A 17,731-nucleotide genomic window follows, 5' to 3' on the forward strand; every position below is an offset into this window, starting at 1 on the left:
GCGAACTAGGCTCGTGCGCATGGCCGATCCTGCGACCTATCGTCCCGCGCCCGGTGAGATCCCCGACTCCCCGGGCGTCTACCGGTTCCGCGACGAGCACGGCCGCGTCATCTACGTCGGCAAGGCGAAGAGCCTGCGCTCCCGGCTGAACAGCTACTTCCAGGACGTCGCGGGGCTGCACCAGCGCACGCAGCAGATGGTCACGACGGCCGCGTCGGTGCAGTGGACGGTGGTGGGCACCGAGGTCGAGGCGCTCGCCCTCGAGTACTCCTGGATCAAGGAGTTCGACCCCCGCTTCAACATCAAGTACCGCGACGACAAGTCCTACCCGTACCTGGCCGTGACCATGTCGGAGGAGTTCCCCCGGGTCCAGGTGATGCGCGGCGCCAAGCGCCCGGGCACCCGCTACTTTGGGCCGTACGGGCACGCGTGGGCGATCCGCGAGACCGTCGACCTGCTGCTGCGCGTCTTCCCGGTGCGGACCTGCTCGGCGGGTGTCTTCAAGCGGGCCAGCCAGCAAGGCCGTCCGTGCCTGCTGGGCTACATCGACAAGTGCTCGGCGCCGTGTGTGGGCCGGATCTCGCCCGACGACCACAAGGCGCTCGCCCAGGACTTCTGCGACTTCATGGCCGGGGACACCGCGAAGTTCACGCGCCGCCTCACCCAGCGCATGAAGGAGGCGTCGGCGGACCTGGACTTCGAGCGCGCGGCTCGTCTGCGCGACGACATCGCCGCGCTCGAGCGGGCCACCGAGAAGAACGCCGTGGTGCTGCCGGACGGCACGGACGCCGACATCTTCGCCCTCGTCGGTGACGAGCTCGAGGCCGCGGTCCAGGTGTTCCACGTGCGGGACGGGCGGATCCGGGGACAGCGCGGCTGGGTCGTGGAGAAGGTCGAGGACGCCGCCGACGACGACCTGGTCGAGCACCTGCTGCAGCAGGTGTACGGCGGGGAGGACGAGGCCGGGCGCGTCGACGGAGAGCGGCGGGGCGACACCCGCGCCGTGCCGCGGGAGGTGCTGGTGCCGGTCCTTCCGCCCGATGTCGAGCAGGTGCAGGCGTGGCTCACCGGGCTCCGGGGCAGCCGTGTCGAGGTGCGCGTGCCCCAGCGCGGCGACAAGAAGGACCTCGCGGAGACGGTGCGCCGCAACGCCGAGCACGCCCTCGCGCTGCACCGCACGCGCCGCGCGGGCGACCTCACCACGCGCAGCCAGGCGCTCCGCGAGATCCAGGAGGCGCTCGAGCTGCCCACCGCCCCGTTGCGGATCGAGTGCTACGACGTCTCGCACAACCAGGGCACGTACCAGTCGGCGTCGATGGTGGTGTTCGAGGACGGCCTGGCGCGCAAGAGCGAGTACCGGCACTTCTCGGTGCGTGGCGCCGAGGGCGACGGCGCACGGGACGACACCGAGGCGATGCACGAGGTCATCACCCGGCGGTTCCGCCGCTACCTCGCCGAGCGGGCCAACGCCGGCGACCTGGAGATGGGCGCCGACGAGGACGGCCACCCGCGCTCCGGCCCGATCGACGAGACCACCGGCAAGCCCGTCCGCTTCGCGTATCCGCCGAACCTCGTGGTCGTCGACGGCGGCCCCCCGCAGGTGGCGGCCGCCGCAGCCGCGCTCGCCGAGCTCGGGATCGACGACGTCGCCCTGTGCGGCCTCGCCAAGCGGCTCGAGGAGGTGTGGCTGCCCGGGGAGGAGTACCCGGTGATCCTGCAGCGCAGCTCCGAGGGCCTCTACCTGCTGCAGCGGGTGCGGGACGAGGCGCACCGCTTCGCCATCAACGCCCACCGCAAGCGCCGGAGCAAGGGCATGACCGTCTCGGCGCTCGACTCGGTGCCCGGGCTCGGGCCAGCCAGGTCCGCGGCGCTGCTCAAGCACTTCGGGTCGCTCAAGCGGCTGCGCGCGGCCTCGGTCGAGGAGATCGCCTCGGTGCCGGGCATGGGGGAGCGGACCGCCGCGGCCGTGGTCGCCGCGCTCGCCACGCCCTCGCACGCCGGAGCCACGCTCACCTAAGCGCGCCTGGCATGCTGGGGCCATGTCAGACGAGCCGTCCCCCATCACGGTGCCAGCCGGCATCCCCGCCCTCGAGGCAGCAGCCGAGGCCCCTCGCCTGGAGAAGCCCGAGGTCCTGATCATCACCGGCATGTCGGGTGCGGGCCGCACCCGTGCCGCCGCCGTCCTCGAGGACCTTGACTGGTACGTCGTGGACAACCTCCCCGCGCAGATGCTCACGCATCTCGTCGGGCTCATGACCCATGGCTCCGGAGGCGGCCTCCAGCAGCGGCTCGGTGCGGTGGTCGACGTGCGCGGGCGGGAGTTCTTCGCCGACCTGGAGCAGGTGCTGTCGGGGCTCGGAGAGGCGGGCATCGACTATCGCGTGCTGTTCCTCGACGCCTCGGACGAGGTGCTCGTGCGCCGCTTCGAGCAGGTCCGGCGCCCGCACCCGCTGCAGGGCGATGGGCGCATCCTCGACGGGATCGGCGCCGAGCGGGCGATGCTGCGCAGCACGCGCGAGCGCGCCGACGTCCTGATCGACACCTCCGATCTCAACGTGCACGACCTCGCCCGGGAGGTGCGCGCCGCCGTCGCCGGCGGCAGCTCCGACGCGCTGCGGGTCAACGTGGTCTCGTTCGGCTTCAAGTACGGCCTCCCGCTGGACGCGGACCACGTGGTGGACGTCCGGTTCCTGGCGAACCCGTACTGGATCACCGAGCTGCGCCACCTGTCCGGGCGGGACGCCCCGGTGCGCGACTACGTGCTGGGCCTGCCGGGCGCGCAGACCTTCGTCGACCGCTACGTGGAGGCCCTGGAGCCGGCCCTGGCCGGGTACCTGCAGGAGGAGAAGCGGTACCTGACGATCGCTGTGGGGTGCACGGGCGGCAAGCACCGCTCGGTGGCCATCAGCGAGGCCATCGCGGCACGCCTGCGCGAGCGCGGCGCCCGGGTGACCGTCTCGGCGCGGGACCTCGGCAAGGAATGAGCGCGCACGCGGGCGCCGCCCCCGCGTTCGTCGCGCTCGGCGGGGGGCACGGCCTCTCGGCGACGCTCTCAGCGCTGCGCCTCATGTCCGACCAGCTCACGGCCGTCGTCACGGTCGCGGACGACGGGGGCTCGTCCGGGCGGTTGCGGGACGAGCTGGGCGTGCTGCCGCCGGGAGACCTGCGGATGGCGCTCGCGGCGCTCTGTGACGACTCGGAGTGGGGCCGGACCTGGCGGGACGTGCTGCAGCACCGGTTCTCGTCGTCAGGCGACCTCGACCATCACGCGGTGGGCAACCTGCTGATCGTGGCGCTCTGGGAGCTCCTGGGCGACACGGTCGAAGGCCTCGACTGGGTGGCGAAGCTGCTCGGGGCCCGCGGCCGCGTCCTGCCGATGGCTGCCGTCCCGTTGGAGATCGAGGCGGACGTCGACAAGGGCGACGGCGTGACCTGCGTGGTCCGTGGGCAGAGCGCCGTGGCGGTCGTCGGCGAGCGCATCACCCAGGTCCGGCTGGTGCCCGAGGCCCCTCCGGCGTGCCCCGAGGCCGTGGCCGCCGTCGAGGCGGCGGACTGGGTCGTGCTCGGGCCTGGCTCGTGGTTCACCTCGGTGCTCCCGCACCTGCTGGTGCCCGAGCTCGCCGATGCGCTGCACCGCACCGCCGCCCGGCGGGTGGTCGTCCTGAACCTCGCGCCGGACGCGGGGGAGACGGACGGCATGCGCGCGGAGGACCACATCGACGTGCTCCACCGGCATGCGCCCGACCTCCGGATCGACGCGGTGGTGGCCGACCCCGGGGCGGTCGAGGACGTGGGGGTGCTCGTCGAGCGCACCCGCGCGATCGGCGCGCGGCTCCTGCTCCGGCAGGTCGGCAGCAGCGACGGATCGCCCCGCCACGACCCGTTGCGGCTGGCAGCGGCCCTGCGCGACGTGGTCGACGGGTTTCTCGGCGACGTGGGGACGCGCGCGACGGACTCGTAGGGAATGGCAGGATGACGCCATGGCGCTGACGGCACAGGTGAAGGATGAGCTCGCACGGCTCCAGGTCGACAAGACGTCCTGCCGCAAGGCAGAGGTCTCGGCGATGCTGCGGTTCGCGGGAGGGCTGCACATCATCTCGGGGCGCATCGTCATCGAGGCCGAGCTGGACACGGGCATCGCGGCCCGGCGGTTGCGATTGGCGATCTCGGAGGTCTATGGGCACGGGAGCGACGTCATCGTCGTCTCGGGCGGCGGCCTGCGGCGCGGCAGCCGCTACGTGGTGCGCGTGGTCAAGGACGGCGAGTCGTTGGCCCGGCAGACCGGCCTGCTCGACAACCGCGGCCGGCCGGTGCGCGGGCTCCCGCCGCAGGTCGTCTCGGCGGGCGTCGGCGAGGCCGAGGCGGCGTGGCGGGGGGCGTTCCTCGCGCACGGCTCGCTCACCGAGCCGGGCCGATCGTCCGCCCTCGAAGTGACGTGCCCCGGGCCGGAGGCGGCCCTTGCACTGGTGGGCGCCGCGCGGCGGCTGGGCATCGCGGCGAAGGCCCGCGAGGTGCGGGGCGTCGACCGCGTGGTGATCCGCGACGGCGACTCGATCAGCGCGATGCTGGCACGGCTCGGCGCGCACGACACGATGCTCGTCTGGGAGGAGCGCCGGGTGCGGCGCGAGGTGCGCGGCACAGCGAACCGCCTGGCGAACTTCGACGACGCGAACCTGCGTCGCTCGGCCCGGGCCGCCGTCGCGGCGGGCGCGCGCGTCGAGCGCGCCTTCGAGATCTTGGGCGCCGACCTGCCCGAACACCTACGCGAGGCGGGCGAGCTGCGCCTCGCCCACAAAGAGGCGTCGCTCGAGGAGTTGGGCAAGCTGGCCGACCCGGTGCTCACCAAGGACGCGGTCGCCGGGCGCATACGGAGGCTGTTGGCGACGGCCGACAAGCGCGCCGCCGAGCTCGGCATCCCCGACACCGAGGCGGGCTTGAGCCCCGAGCTCTTGGACCTCTGAGCGGCGTCTCACGCAGACCAAGGTCCCGGCGTGATGCCTGTCACGGGTATAGGCTCGGGGTATCCGGTGGCCGGGGGAGGGCCAAGGGGGAGCACGACTCTTCCTCGCAGGACACCGGTGCGCACATCGGCGTGCGTGTCAGTCAATCACCGTAAATGTGTGCGCCGACCTCCGTCGGCGCTGCCGAGGAGGGCAAGTGACCATCCGCGTCGGTATCAACGGCTTCGGCCGCATCGGACGTAACTTCTACCGGGCCATCCTGGCGTCCGGGGCGGACATCGACGTCGTCGCTGTCAACGACCTCACGGACAACAAGACCCTGGCGCACCTGCTGAAGTACGACTCCGTCCTGGGCCGCCTCCCTGCTGAGGTCACCTACGACGAGTCGTCGATCATCGTGGACGGCAAGGCCATCCGCGCCCTCGAGGAGCGCGACCCCGCGCTGCTGCCGTGGGCCGAGCTGGGCGTCGACATCGTCATCGAGTCGACCGGCTTCTTCACGGACGCCACGAAGGCGAAGGCCCACATCGAGGCCGGCGCCAAGAAGGTCATCATCTCGGCTCCGGCCAAGAACGAGGACGGCACGTTCGTCGTCGGTGTCAACCACACCGACTACGACCCCGCGACGCAGCACATCATCTCCAACGCGTCGTGCACCACGAACTGCCTCGCGCCGATGGCCAAGGTCCTCGACGAGGCCTTCTCCATCGAGCGTGGCCTCATGACCACGATCCACGCCTACACGGGTGACCAGAACCTGCAGGACGGCCCGCACCGCGACCTGCGTCGTGCGCGTGCCGCTGCGGTCAACATCGTCCCGACCTCGACGGGCGCCGCGAAGGCTGTCTCCCTCGTGCTCCCGCAGCTCAAGGGCAAGCTCGACGGCTACGCGCTGCGCGTGCCGGTCCCGACCGGCTCCGCCACGGACCTGACGTTCACGGCTGGCCGCGAGGTCACCGTCGACGAGGTCAACGCCGCGGTGAAGGCCGCTGCCGCGACGGACGCTCTCAAGGGCATCCTGGTCTACACCGAGGACGAGATCGTCTCCTCGGACATCGTCACCGACCCGGCCTCGTGCATCTTCGACGCGAAGCTCACCAAGGTGATCGGCGACCAGGTCAAGGTCGTCGGCTGGTACGACAACGAGTGGGGCTACTCGAACCGTCTCGTGGACCTCACGGTCTACGTCGGCGAGCGTCTCTGATCGTCGACCTGACGTAGCACGACCATGCGTCCGCGTGCGCGCCGCGGCCTTCGGGTCCGGGGCGCGCACGCGGACGCTGTCATGTGTGGCGGGTCGCCGCGCGACCCCTGTGAGGAATGAGAAACGCCATGAAGACCATCGAGGACCTCGGGGACCTGCGGGGAAAGACCGTGCTGGTCCGCTCCGACTTCAACGTGCCGCTCGACGGCACGACCATCACCGACGACGGGCGCATCCGCGCCGCGCTGCCGACGCTGACCACGCTGCTCGACAAGGGCGCCCGCGTCGTCGTCGCCGCGCACCTGGGCCGCCCCAAGGGCGCCCCCGACGCGAAGTACTCCCTGGCCCCCGTCGCAGCGCGCCTCAGCGAGCTGCTCGGCAAGCCGGTCGCCCTCGCCGAGGACACCGTCGGCGACTCCGCCAAGGAGACGGTGGCAGCCCTGCAGGACGGCCAGATCGCCCTGCTCGAGAACATCCGGTTCGACGCTCGGGAGACCTCCAAGGTCGACGCCGAGCGCGAGTCGCTCGCCGAGGACCTCGCTGCCCTGGCCGACGCGTTCGTCTCGGACGGCTTCGGCGTGGTGCACCGCAAGCAGGCGTCCGTGTACGACGTCGCGAAGAAGCTCCCCAGCGCGGTGGGCCTGCTGGTGCTCAAGGAGGTCGAGTCCCTGAAGAAGGCGACTGAGAACCCCGAGCGCCCGTACGTCGTGGTGCTCGGCGGCTCGAAGGTCTCCGACAAGCTCGGTGTCATCGACAACCTGATCACCAAGGCCGACCGGATCCTCATCGGCGGCGGCATGGTCTTCACGTTCCTCGCCGCCAAGGGCTACTCGGTCGGCGCCTCGCTGCTCGAGGCCGACCAGATCGAGACCGTCAAGGGCTACCTGGCCAAGGCCGAGGAGCGCGGCGTCGAGATCGTGCTGCCCACCGACATCGTCGTGGCCGACGCGTTCGCGGCGGACTCCCCGCACGAGGACGTCGCCGCCGACGCGATCCCCGACGGCAAGATCGGCCTGGACATCGGCCCCGACTCCCGCGACCTGTTCCGCGCGAAGATCCTCGACGCGAAGACCGTCGTGTGGAACGGCCCGGCCGGCGTGTTCGAGTTCGAGGCGTTCTCGCAGGGCACCCGCGCGGTCGCGCAGGCGCTCGTCGACGCCGCCCAGAACGGCGCGTTCACCATCGTCGGCGGCGGCGACTCGGCTGCGGCCGTGCGCGTCCTCGGCTTCGACGAGGCCGGTTTCGGCCACATCTCCACGGGCGGCGGCGCCTCCCTGGAGTTCCTCGAGGGCAAGTCCCTCCCCGGCATCGCAGTTCTGGAGGGCTGAGCCATGACGACCCGTACCCCGCTCATCGCGGGCAACTGGAAGATGAACCTCGACCACAACGAGGCCATCCACCTGGTGCAGAAGCTGGCCTGGACGCTCAAGGACGGCAAGTTCGACTACGCCACGACCGAGGTCGTCGTGCTGCCGTCGTTCACGTCGATCCGCTCGGTGCAGACACTGGTGGACGCCGACAAGCTCGAGCTCGGCTACGGCGCCCAGGACATCTCGCAGCACGCCAGCGGCGCGTACACCGGCGAGGTGTCGGCGACGCAGCTCGCGAAGCTCGGCGTCACGTACGTGACGGTCGGCCACTCCGAGCGTCGCGAGTACCACCACGAGACGGACGCGATCGTCGCGGCGAAGGCTGTCGCGGCCTTCGGCGCGGGCATCGTCCCGATCGTCTGCGTCGGCGAGGGCCTCGACGTCCGCAAGGCCGGCGAGCAGGTGCCGTACACGCTGACGCAGCTCGAGGGCTCGCTGGCGGGCATCACGGCCGAGCAGGCGGCGACGGTCGTCATCGCCTACGAGCCCGTGTGGGCCATCGGCACCGGCGAGGTCGCCACGCCTGAGGACGCGCAGGAGGTCTGCGGCGCGATCCGCGGCAAGCTCGCCGAGCTCTACGGCCAGCAGGTCGCCGACGCCGTGCGCGTGCTCTACGGCGGCTCGGTGAAGTCCGGCAACGTCGCCTCGATCATGGCCAAGCCCGACGTCGACGGCGCGCTCGTCGGCGGCGCGAGCCTGGACGCCGAGGAGTTCGCGAAGATCGCGCGCTTCCAGGCGCACGAGGTCGGTCTCTGACCTCGGAGCACAGCTCGACCGGTGGGCGCGCGGGCCGCAGAGGCCCGCGCGCCCACCGGCGTGTGTGACGGCGCGCTCACCCGTTCGACCGGACGTCCTCCGGGATGTTGGCGGGGAAGGTGTGCCGTCGCCTAGGCTGGATCGCCTAGTCTTGACCCGATCACCTCTCGGTGACGGCCCGCACGAGTGAGGACAGACCCCCGACGTGGACGCCCTGCGCATCACCCTCCAGGTCCTGCTGGTGCTCTCCAGCTTCCTGCTGATCCCCCTGGTCCTGCTCCACAAGGGACGAGGCGGCGGTCTCTCTGACATGTTCGGCGGTGGCATCACCTCGAGCGCGGGCAGCTCCGGCGTGGCCGAGCGCAACTTGAACCGCATCACGGTGACTGTCGCGGTCCTGTGGGCGGTCATCATCATCCTGCTGGGCTTGATCCAGCGCGTGGCCTGAGGGGGCGTCACGATGGCGAGTGGGAGTGCGATCAGGGGATCGCGAGTCGGCGCCGGCCCCATGGGCGAGGCCGAGCGGGGTGACAGCGCCCCGCGCGTGTGGATCTCGTACTGGTGCGCCAACGGGCACGAGACGCGCCCCAGCTTCGCCGAGGAGGCCGCCGAGGAGGCGCCCGTCACGTGGGACTGCCCGCGCTGCGGGTTCCCCGCCGGCCAGGACCAGCAGAACCCTCCGTCGCCGTCCCGCAACGAGCCGTACAAGACGCACCTCGCCTACGTGAAGGAGCGCCGCTCGGACGAGGACGGGGAGGCCATACTCGACGAGGCGCTGGCCGCCCTGCGGGCCCGTCGGGGTCGCCGCTGATCGATGCCCGAGGCGCTGCCGCGTCCAGGGCGCCGCATCACCACAGCCTGTGAACGCGCGAAGAGCGCCCACCCGTGAGGGTGGGCGCTCTTCGCGCGTTCCACGGGCGGGGTCGTCCTGAGGCCCGGGTGTCGGTGGTCGGCGCTAGCCTCGGGCCTCCATCGACCGGAGGGACACCATCCATGCAGATCAGCGACCTGGAGCAGTTCATCGTGCGCGCCAAGGCCGCGACGTACGCGGGGTCGGGGGCGGCGGAGCCCGAATCCCGGCCCGGCACCGTGGACCTGGCCTACGCGGAGGGCGACTACGGCTACCTCGACAGCTATGCGGGCGGCAGCGACTTCCTCGGGCGCGAGGTCGTCGCCTTCGAGGGACAGCCTGTGTGGGCACTGGGGTACTACGGGTACTGGTGCGGCCTGAGGTGATCGACGCAGGCCGGGCGGGACAGGTGATCAAGGCGTCGCTGGCCGAGATGTACCGGGAGGGCCGATTCCTGGGCGGGTACCGCGCCACGCAGGGGGAGGACGTCTACGTCGACACCAGCGTCGGCGACGTGGCCCGCTTCGAGGGCAAGGAGTGGATCGAGCGATCAGGCGAGCGCGTGTACGAGCTCGTCTACCACGGTGGGCTGATCCGGCCATGACGGAGGGCGGAGGCTGGCCCGGCCCTCGCGTCGCCGCCGGGGCAGCCGTCGAGGTCGTCAGCCGGTGACGTCGGCGGAGGCCGCGTCGAGCAGCCACAGCGTCCGCTCCAGGCCGCAGACCCCTGAGGCGGGCGTCTGGGTCACCGGGGCGCCGGAGAGCGCTGAGGCGACCGCCTGAGCCTTCTCCGGGCCTGCTGCGACGACCCACACCTCACGGGCCGCGCGGATGGCCTCGAAGGTCAGCGAGACGCGTTCCGCGGGCGGCTTGGGGGAGCCGTGGACGCCGACCGTCGAGACGCCCTCGGCCGCCAGCGCGTCATGCCCGGGGAACAGCGACGCGACATGGCCGTCGGGGCCCATGCCGAGCATCAGCACGTCGAAAGCGGGCGTCGCGGCCCCGCCCGGCGCGAAGGCCGCCAGCTCGCCGGCGTAGAGGGCGGCCGCCTGCTCCGGCGTGCCGACCCCGTTGCCCGGCGCGGGCACGGCGTGCACGTTGCCCGCGGGGAGGGCGTCCCCCAGCGACCGCAGCAGCGCGTCGCGGGCCTGCGTCTCGTTGCGCTCCGGGTCCCCGTCGGGCAGGAAGCGCTCGTCGCCCCACCACACGTGCACCGCCGACCAGTCGACGGCCGCGCGCACCGGGTTGCGCGCGACGGCCGCGAGCGTGGCGATGCCCACCGAGCCACCGGTGAGCACCACGTGCACCGGGCTGCGCTGGGACTGCGCGTCCAGGACCCGGGTGAGGAGCCTCGCTGCCGCCGCCTCGGCGACGACGGCCGCGTCGGGGTGCACCACGACCAGTCGCTCGGTCATGACGCGATCCTCGTGAGCCCCTCGCGGAGCACCTCGCCGTAGACCTCGTCAGGGTCCAGCCGGCGCAGCTCCTCCGAGAGGCACTCCTGGAGCTGGCGGATGGGCAGCGCGATGCGGTGCTCGGGCTGGCCCGGCTGCAGCAGGGCCGCCGTCTTGCCGTCCGGGCGGTCGAGGATGATCGGCCCCGCGTCGCGCTCGAGGCGCACCTGCGTGATCGCCGGCGCGCCCGCGACGCGCTCGACGTCCACGGGGCACCGCAGCGCCTCGGCGAGCCAGGCGGCCATCAGGTCGACCGAGGGGTGCGTGCTCTCACCGACGACGACGGCCCGCTTGACCTGCTCGAACGGCGGCTGGTCGAGTGTCGCCGCGATGAGCCCGCGCCACAGGGTGGTGCGCGTCCAGGCCAGGTCCGAGTCCCCGTCCGTGTACACGGTCGCGAGGTGCCGGAGGGCGGCGGACGGGGAGCCCGCGTTGACGGTGTCGGTGATGCGACGCTGGGCCATCTTGCCGACGGGGTGCTCGGCGGGGTTCTCCGGGACGTCGTAGGGCCACCAGACGACGATCGGGGCGTCCGGCAGCAGCAGCGGGATCACGAGGGTGTCGGCGTGGCTGCGCAGGGCGCCGGCAGCGCGCAGCAGGATCACCTCGCTGGCGCCAGCGTCGCCGCCGAGCCGGATCTGCGCGTCGAGCGACGCCGGAGCCTCGCCCGGCTGGTCGGCGAGCACGATGACCCGGCACGGGTGCTCGCGGCTGGCCTGGTTCGCGGCCGCGATCGCCTCCTCCGGGTCGTGGCCCGCGAGGTCGATGATGAGGGTCAGCACACGCCCGAGGGCCACCGCGCCGCCCTCGTCGCGCGCCTTCACGAGACGCTTGTTGATCGCCCGGGTGCTGGTGCCCGGAAGGTCGATGATCACGGGAGCCTCCAGGCACGGCCGTCGCGGGCCATCATCTCGTCGGCAGAGGCCGGGCCCCATGTCCCGGAGCGGTACGGGTCGGGCTTGCCGTGCTTGGCCCAGTACTCGGTGATCGGGTCCAGGATCTTCCAGGACAGCTCGACCTCCTCGTGCCGGGGGAAGAGCGGCGGGTCGCCGAGCAGCACGTCGAGGATGAGCCGCTCGTAGGCCTCGGGGGAGGACTCGGTGAACGCGTGGCCGTAGCCGAAGTCCATCGTGACGTCACGGACCTCCATGGCGGTGCCGGGCACCTTGGCGCCGAAGCGCAGCGTGACGCCCTCATCGGGCTGCACCCGGATGACCAGCGCGTTCTTGCCCAGCTCCTCGGTGGCGGTCGACTCGAAGGGCAGGTGCGGGGCGCGCTTGAAGACCACGGCGATCTCCGTGACGCGACGCCCGAGGCGCTTGCCGGTCCGCAGGTAGAACGGCACCCCCGCCCAGCGGCGCGTGTCGATGTCGACGCGGATCGCGGCGAAGGTCTCGGTGGTGGAGCCCGGGTTGAAGCCCTCCTCCTCGGTGTACCCCGCGACCTTCTCCCCGCCCTGCCAGCCGGCGGTGTACTGCCCGCGGGAGGTGTGCTTGCCCAGGTCCTTCGGCAGCCGCACCGCGGAGAGCACCTTGGTCTTCTCCGCGCGGAGGCCCTCCGCGTCGAATGAGACCGGCTCCTCCATCGCGGTCAGGGCGAGCAGCTGGAGCAGGTGGTTCTGGATGACGTCCCGGGCCGCGCCGATGCCGTCGTAGTAGCCGGCGCGCCCGCCGATGCCGATGTCCTCGGCCATCGTGATCTGCACGTGGTCCACGTAGTGGGCGTTCCAGATGGGCTCGAAGAGCTGGTTGGCGAACCTCAGCGCGAGCAGGTTCTGCACCGTCTCCTTGCCGAGGTAGTGGTCGATCCGGAAGACGTCGTCCGGCCGGAACACCTCGGAGACCACCGCGTTGAGCTCGCGGGCGCTCTCGAGGTCGTGGCCGAACGGCTTCTCGATGACCACCCGGCGCCAGGTGCCATCGCTCGGCTGGGACAGCCCTGAGCGGGCGAGCTGGCGGCAGACCACGGGGAACGAGCTCGGCGGCACCGACAGGTAGAAGGCGTGGTTGCCCTCGGTGCCGCGCACCTTGTCGAGCTCGTGCACGGTGTCGCTGAGACGGTCGAAAGCGGAGTCGTCGTCGAATGTGCCCTCGACGAAGCGGATGCCCTCGGCGAGCTGGCGCCAGGTGGCCTCGCGGAACGGGGTGCGCGCGTTCTCCTTGACCGCGTCGTGCACGATCTCGGCGAACTGCTGGGTGTCCCAGTCGCGACGGGCGAAGCCGGTGAGGGCGAACCCGGGCGGCAGCAGGCCGCGGTTGGTCAGGTCGTACACCGCCGGCATCAGCTTCTTGCGCGCGAGGTCGCCCGTGACGCCGAAGATGACCAGGCCGCACGGACCGGCGATGCGCGGCAACCGCCGGTCCCGCGCGTCCCGCAGGGGGTTGTGGTCGGCGGAGACCTTCGCAGGGCTCATCGAGCGACCTGCGCGAGCCCGGCCGACACGGTCGACAGCAGGTCGTCCCAGCTCTTCTCGAACTTCTGGAGGCCCTCGACCTCGAGGTCGCGGGTGACCTCGTCGAGGTCGATGCCGAGCGCCGCGAGGTCCGCCACCACCCGGGCGGACTCCTGCTGGGTCCCCGCGACGGTGTCACCGCGGACCACGCCGTGGTCGGCGAAGGCATGCAGCGTGGACGAGGGCATCGTGTTGACGGTGCCCTCGGCGACCAGCTCCTCGACGTACACCGTGTCGCGGTAGGCCGGGTCCTTCACGCCAGTGGACGCCCACAGCGGACGCTGCGGGTGCGCGCCGTGCTCGGCGACACCCTGCCACCGGTCGCCGGCGACGACCTCCTCGTAGAGCCCGAAGGCCAGGCGCGCGTTCGCGATCGCGGCCTTGCCGCGCAGGGCGGCCGCCTCGGGGGTGCCAAGCGCGTCGAGGCGCGGGTCGATCGCGGCGTCCACGCGCGAGACGAAGAACGACGCGACCGACCCGATCGTGCGCAGGTCGTAGCCGTTGTCACGGGCCTTCTCGAGGCCCTCGAGGAACGCGTCCATGACAGCCGCGTACCGCTCGAGGGAGAAGATCAGCGTCACGTTGACGCTGATGCCCTCCCCGAGCACCGCGGTGATCGCCGGCAGCCCCTCGAGGGTCGCGGGGATCTTGATGAACACGTTCGGCCGGTCCACGGCAGCCCATAGGGCCTTCGCGGAGTCGATCGTCCCCCGGGTGTCGTGCGCGAGGCGGGGATCCACCTCGATCGAGACTCGACCATCGACCGTGTCCGTCGCGTCGTAGACCGGACGCAGCACGTCGGCCGCCTCCCGGACGTCGTCGGTCGTGATCGCGAACACCGCCGCGTCGACGTCGGCGCCGGCGGACGCGAGCTCGCTGAGCTGCGCGTCATAGGCGTCGCCCTTCGCGAGCGCGCTCGCGAAGATCGTCGGGTTGGTCGTGACCCCGACGACGTCGAGGTCCGCGACGAGCTGGGCCAGGTCGCCCCTGCGCAGCAGCTCTCGGGACAGGTCGTCGAGCCACACCGCCACACCGGCTCCGGTGAGCCGGTCAAGCGGGTTGCCAGTGGTCTCGGTCATGGTGGATCCCCTTCCTCGCATGGCGGGCTGTCAGACGATCTGGTCGCCGGTCCCGCTCTGCGTCGGCGTTCCCGCCTCGGAGGCCGGGGTGTGCTGGCCACGGGCGTCGGCGATCGACGCCAGAGCGGCCTCGGCGACGGCCTCGGCCGTGATGCCGAACTCCTGGTACAGGCGCTCGTAGTCGGCCGACGCCCCGTAGTGCTCGAGCGAGATGATCCGTCCAGCGTCGCCGACGAGGCGGTGCCAGGACAGGGCGATCCCGGCCTCGACGGCCACGCGTGCGCGGATCGACGACGGCAGGACCTGCTCGCGGTACGCCTCGTCCTGCTCGGCGAACCACTCCAGGCACGGCGCGGAGACGACGCGCGTCGCGACGCCCTGCGCCTCGAGGGCCTCGCGCGCGGCGACCGCGAGCTGGACCTCGGAGCCGGTGCCGATGAGGATGACGTCCGGCGTGCCGGTCGACGCCTCGAGCAGCACGTACGCGCCGCGCTCGACGCCGTCGGCTGTGGCGTAGCCGTCCTCGCCCCGCGGGAACGTGGGCACGTTCTGGCGGGTCAGGATGAGGCCGACGGGGCCGTGGGGGCGCTCGATGATCGTCTTCCAGGCCGCTGCCGTCTCGTTGGCGTCGGCCGGGCGGACGACGTCCAGGCCCGGGATGGCCCGCAGCGCCGCGAGGTGCTCCACCGGCTGGTGAGTCGGGCCGTCCTCGCCGAGCCCGATCGAGTCGTGGGTCCACACGTAGACCACCGGCACGCCCATGAGCGACGCGAGGCGCACCGAGCCGCGCATGTAGTCGCTGAACGTGAGGAACGTGCCGCCGTAGGGGCGCGTCAGGCCGTGCAGCGCGATCCCGGAGAGGATCGAGCCCATCGCGTGCTCGCGGATCCCGAAGTGCAGCGTGCGCCCGTAGGGGTTGCCCGCGAACTCCTTGGTGGAGCGCTCGGTGGGCAGGAAGGACGGCTCGCCCTTCATGGTGGTGTTGTTCGAGCCGGCGAGGTCGGCGGAGCCGCCCCAGAGCTCGGGCAGCGCGTCGGCCAGCGCGGTGAGCACCTCGCCGGAGGCGGCGCGGGTGGCGACGGCCTTGCCGGCGGGGAACGTCGGCAGCGCCTCGGTCCAGCCCTCGGGCAGCTTGTGCTCGACCAGCCGGTCGAGCAGCGCGGCGCGCTCCGGGTTCGCGGCACGCCAGGCGTCGTACTTGGGCTGCCACAGCTCCTTGGCGGCCTTCGCGCGGGCCGCGACCTGGCCGCGGGTGTGCGCGATGACGGCGGGGTCGACGTCGAAGGACTTCTCGGGGTCGAAGCCGACGACCTCCTTGAGCGCGCGGACCTCGTCGCCGCCGAGCTTGGAGCCGTGCGAGCTGTGGCTGTTCTGCTTGGTGGGGGAGGGCCAGGCGATGATCGTGCGCAGCCCGATGAACGACGGGCGGTCCGTGACCTGCTTGGCGGCCTCGATCGCGGCGTTGAGCGCGTCCACGTTCTCGGTGTAGCCGTCGTCGCCGGCGGTCCAGTCGACGAACTGCACATGCCAGCCGTAGGCCTCGTAGCGCTTGAGGACATCCTCGGTGAAGGCGATGTCGGTGTCGCCCTCGATCGAGATGTGGTTGTCGTCCCACAGCACCACGAGGTTGCCGAGCTGCTGCGTGCCAGCGATCGAGGAGGCCTCGCTCGTGACGCCCTCCTGCAGGTCGCCGTCGGAGGCGATCACGTACACGAAGTGGTCGAACGGGCTCTCGCCGGCCGGCGCGTCGGGGTCGAGCAGGCCGCGCTCGCGGCGAGACGCCATCGCGAAGCCGACACCGGACGCGAGGCCCTGGCCGAGCGGTCCGGTGGTGATCTCCACACCGGTTGTGTGCTTGTACTCGGGGTGGCCGGGGGTCTTGGAGCCCCACGTGCGCAGCGCCTCGATGTCCTCGATCTCCAGGCCGTAGCCGGCGAGGTACAGCTCGAGGTACTGGGTCAGGCTCGAGTGGCCCGCGGAGAGGATGAAGCGGTCGCGGCCGAGCCAGCTGGGGTCGGCAGGATCGTGCTTCATCACGTTCTGATAGAGCAGGTACGCCGCCGGAGCAAGGCTGATCGCGGTGCCGGGATGGCCGTTGCCAACCTTCTCCACGGCGTCAGCGGCTAGGACACGGACCGTGTCCACTGCCTTCTTGTCGAGCTCGCTCCAGCCAACTGACTGCGCCTCGGGGGCCTTGGCGTTCACCGCACCTCATTCCCGCCTGGGACTGTGTCTTCCCGGGCGTTGGATCGAACTGGCCGGCCGCCCTCGGTGGGGGCCGGTCACGAGCCCGACTCGGCCTGGTGGGGCTCCTCGCGCGCTCGTGCGCTTCGACCTTATCTCGCCGCGGCCCCCTTCGAGTGAAGGCGCTCACAGGATGGGAAGCGCTTTCCACGCGTATTGGCCGCTCGATTCACACCTGGGGGCCCTGGGTGTGACGTGCCGGGAGGCGTGTGCACGCGGGCTGCGCCGTAGCATGGGCGTCCGACGAAGGTCCCGTGTTCCTGAAGAACGGAAGTCCGTAGCCCGTGCGCACCACGAGCCCAGCCCCCCTGGACGATGCCGGGGCGTCCGCCCGAGCAGCGGGAGTCTGGCGGCCCCCTGTCGTGGAGGTGGTCGACGCGCCTGCTGTCCTGGAGGTGGTCGACGCGCCTGTGGCGCAGGCCGCTGCCATACCCCCCGTGGAGGCCTCGAGTGCGGGATCCCGGCGCTGGCGGGCGATGCGGCGGACGGTCGGCGGCTACGTCTCCCTCACCAAGCCGCGCGTGATCGAGCTGCTGCTCATCACCACGGTCCCCACGATGATCCTGGCCCAGGGCGGCTTCCCGTCGCCCGGGCTGATGGTCGCCACGCTGATCGGCGGCGCCGCCGCGGCGGGTGGGGCCAACGCGTTCAACTGCTTCCTCGACCGCGACATCGACGAGGTGATGAACCGCACCAAGCGCCGCCCGCTGGTCACCGGCGACATCACCCCGCGAGCCGCGCTCGTCTTCTCCTGGGCGCTGTCGCTGGCGTCGATCGCGTGGCTGGCACTGCTCGTCAACGTGGCGTCGGCGGCGCTGGCCGCCGTGGCGGTGCTGCTCTACGTCGTCGGCTACACCATGATCCTCAAGCGCCGGACGCCGCAGAACATCGTGTGGGGCGGCGCGGCGGGCTGCATGCCCGTGTTGATCGGCTGGTCGGCCGTCACCGGCGGCGTCTCCTGGGCGGCCGTGCTGCTGTTCGGGGTCATCTTCTTCTGGACGCCGCCGCACTACTGGCCGCTGTCGATGAAGTTCCGCCGCGACTACGCCGCCGCCAAGGTGCCGATGCTGCCCGTGGTCGCCGCGGACACGAAGGTCGCGCGGCAGATGATCGCGTACACGGTCGCGATGATCGCGTGCTCGCTGCTCCTGGCGCCCGTCGCCGAGATGACCTGGGTCTACACGGTGCTGGCGCTCGCACTCGGCGCCTGGTTCATGGCCTCGTGCATCGGGCTCTACCGGCGGGCCGTGGACCCGGCCCGCGGCAAGCTCGCCGCGATGAAGGTCTTCCACGCCTCGATCACGTACCTCACGCTGCTGTCCGTCGCGATCGCGGTGGATGTCTTCCTGCCCCTCTGACGAG

The 17,731-nt window shown here is 71.7% G+C and carries 17 protein-coding genes; 12 read left to right on the forward strand and 5 right to left on the reverse strand.

Annotation, left to right across the window (positions count from 1 at the left end):
- Nucleotides 1–19 precede the first annotated feature (19 nt).
- The 11 genes from uvrC (at nucleotide 20) to NP064_RS07175 (ending at nucleotide 9,745) form a co-directional block, all read left to right on the forward strand.
- Complete coding sequence (uvrC, locus tag NP064_RS07125) at nucleotides 20–2,017, forward strand: excinuclease ABC subunit UvrC (protein ID WP_227568930.1); 1,998 nt, start codon at nucleotides 20–22, stop codon at nucleotides 2,015–2,017.
- Between the two features lie 22 nt (nucleotides 2,018–2,039).
- The gene (gene rapZ / locus NP064_RS07130; RefSeq protein ID WP_227568931.1) at nucleotides 2,040–2,984 is read left to right on the forward strand and encodes an RNase adapter RapZ; all 945 of its coding nucleotides are present in this window, start codon (nucleotides 2,040–2,042) and stop codon (nucleotides 2,982–2,984) included.
- On the forward strand, nucleotides 2,981–3,961 hold the full coding sequence (locus NP064_RS07135; protein WP_227568932.1) for a gluconeogenesis factor YvcK family protein: 981 nt from the start codon (nucleotides 2,981–2,983) through the stop codon (nucleotides 3,959–3,961). The genes rapZ and NP064_RS07135 overlap by 4 nt, the downstream gene beginning before the upstream one ends.
- 19 nt (nucleotides 3,962–3,980) lie before the next feature.
- Complete coding sequence (gene whiA, locus NP064_RS07140) at nucleotides 3,981–4,961, forward strand: DNA-binding protein WhiA (RefSeq protein WP_227568933.1); 981 nt, start codon at nucleotides 3,981–3,983, stop codon at nucleotides 4,959–4,961.
- A 196-nt stretch (nucleotides 4,962–5,157) separates the two neighbouring features.
- A complete protein-coding gene (gene gap, locus NP064_RS07145; RefSeq protein WP_227568934.1) occupies nucleotides 5,158–6,165 on the forward strand; it encodes a type I glyceraldehyde-3-phosphate dehydrogenase in 1,008 nt (335 codons plus the stop codon).
- Between the two features lie 128 nt (nucleotides 6,166–6,293).
- Nucleotides 6,294–7,493, forward strand: a complete 1,200-nt coding sequence (locus NP064_RS07150) for a phosphoglycerate kinase (RefSeq protein WP_227568935.1) — start codon at nucleotides 6,294–6,296, stop codon at nucleotides 7,491–7,493.
- A gap of 3 nt (nucleotides 7,494–7,496) precedes the next feature.
- A complete protein-coding gene (gene tpiA, locus NP064_RS07155; protein ID WP_227568936.1) occupies nucleotides 7,497–8,291 on the forward strand; it encodes a triose-phosphate isomerase in 795 nt (264 codons plus the stop codon).
- 205 nt (nucleotides 8,292–8,496) lie between these two features.
- Nucleotides 8,497–8,739, forward strand: coding sequence for a preprotein translocase subunit SecG (gene secG, locus NP064_RS07160; protein WP_227568937.1), 243 nt, complete (start codon nucleotides 8,497–8,499; stop codon nucleotides 8,737–8,739).
- A gap of 12 nt (nucleotides 8,740–8,751) precedes the next feature.
- The gene (locus tag NP064_RS07165) at nucleotides 8,752–9,102 is read left to right on the forward strand and encodes an RNA polymerase-binding protein RbpA (RefSeq protein ID WP_227568938.1); all 351 of its coding nucleotides are present in this window, start codon (nucleotides 8,752–8,754) and stop codon (nucleotides 9,100–9,102) included.
- Nucleotides 9,103–9,284: 182 nt separating this feature from the next.
- Nucleotides 9,285–9,527, forward strand: coding sequence for a DUF5680 domain-containing protein (locus NP064_RS07170; RefSeq protein WP_255623732.1), 243 nt, complete (start codon nucleotides 9,285–9,287; stop codon nucleotides 9,525–9,527).
- Nucleotides 9,524–9,745, forward strand: a complete 222-nt coding sequence (locus NP064_RS07175; RefSeq protein ID WP_256813833.1) for a DUF5680 domain-containing protein — start codon at nucleotides 9,524–9,526, stop codon at nucleotides 9,743–9,745. The genes NP064_RS07170 and NP064_RS07175 overlap by 4 nt, the downstream gene beginning before the upstream one ends.
- A gap of 57 nt (nucleotides 9,746–9,802) precedes the next feature.
- On the opposite strand, the gene pgl is transcribed toward NP064_RS07175, so the two are convergent.
- Genes pgl through tkt form a run of 5 tightly spaced genes read right to left on the reverse strand, consistent with a single transcriptional unit; the run spans nucleotide 9,803 to nucleotide 16,330 of the window.
- Nucleotides 9,803–10,555: a 6-phosphogluconolactonase gene (gene pgl, locus NP064_RS07180; RefSeq protein WP_227568946.1), complete on the reverse strand. Its 753-nt coding sequence runs from the start codon at nucleotides 10,553–10,555 to the stop codon at nucleotides 9,803–9,805.
- The gene (locus tag NP064_RS07185; RefSeq protein ID WP_227568947.1) at nucleotides 10,552–11,469 is read right to left on the reverse strand and encodes a glucose-6-phosphate dehydrogenase assembly protein OpcA; all 918 of its coding nucleotides are present in this window, start codon (nucleotides 11,467–11,469) and stop codon (nucleotides 10,552–10,554) included. The genes pgl and NP064_RS07185 overlap by 4 nt, the downstream gene beginning before the upstream one ends.
- Nucleotides 11,466–13,007, reverse strand: coding sequence for a glucose-6-phosphate dehydrogenase (gene zwf / locus NP064_RS07190; RefSeq protein ID WP_227568948.1), 1,542 nt, complete (start codon nucleotides 13,005–13,007; stop codon nucleotides 11,466–11,468). Before zwf ends, NP064_RS07185 begins: the two co-directional genes overlap by 4 nt.
- Nucleotides 13,004–14,125, reverse strand: a complete 1,122-nt coding sequence (gene tal / locus NP064_RS07195; protein WP_227568949.1) for a transaldolase — start codon at nucleotides 14,123–14,125, stop codon at nucleotides 13,004–13,006. The genes zwf and tal overlap by 4 nt, the downstream gene beginning before the upstream one ends.
- A 30-nt stretch (nucleotides 14,126–14,155) precedes the next feature.
- Nucleotides 14,156–16,330: a transketolase gene (gene tkt / locus NP064_RS07200; protein WP_227568950.1), complete on the reverse strand. Its 2,175-nt coding sequence runs from the start codon at nucleotides 16,328–16,330 to the stop codon at nucleotides 14,156–14,158.
- A 515-nt stretch (nucleotides 16,331–16,845) separates the two neighbouring features.
- Between tkt and NP064_RS07205 the strand changes: the two genes are divergently transcribed.
- On the forward strand, nucleotides 16,846–17,727 hold the full coding sequence (locus tag NP064_RS07205) for a heme o synthase (protein WP_255623739.1): 882 nt from the start codon (nucleotides 16,846–16,848) through the stop codon (nucleotides 17,725–17,727).
- Nucleotides 17,728–17,731: the final 4 nt, after the last annotated feature.

Source organism: Cellulomonas chengniuliangii (assembly GCF_024508335.1).
Classification (GTDB): Bacteria; Actinomycetota; Actinomycetes; order Actinomycetales; family Cellulomonadaceae; genus Cellulomonas_A; species Cellulomonas_A chengniuliangii.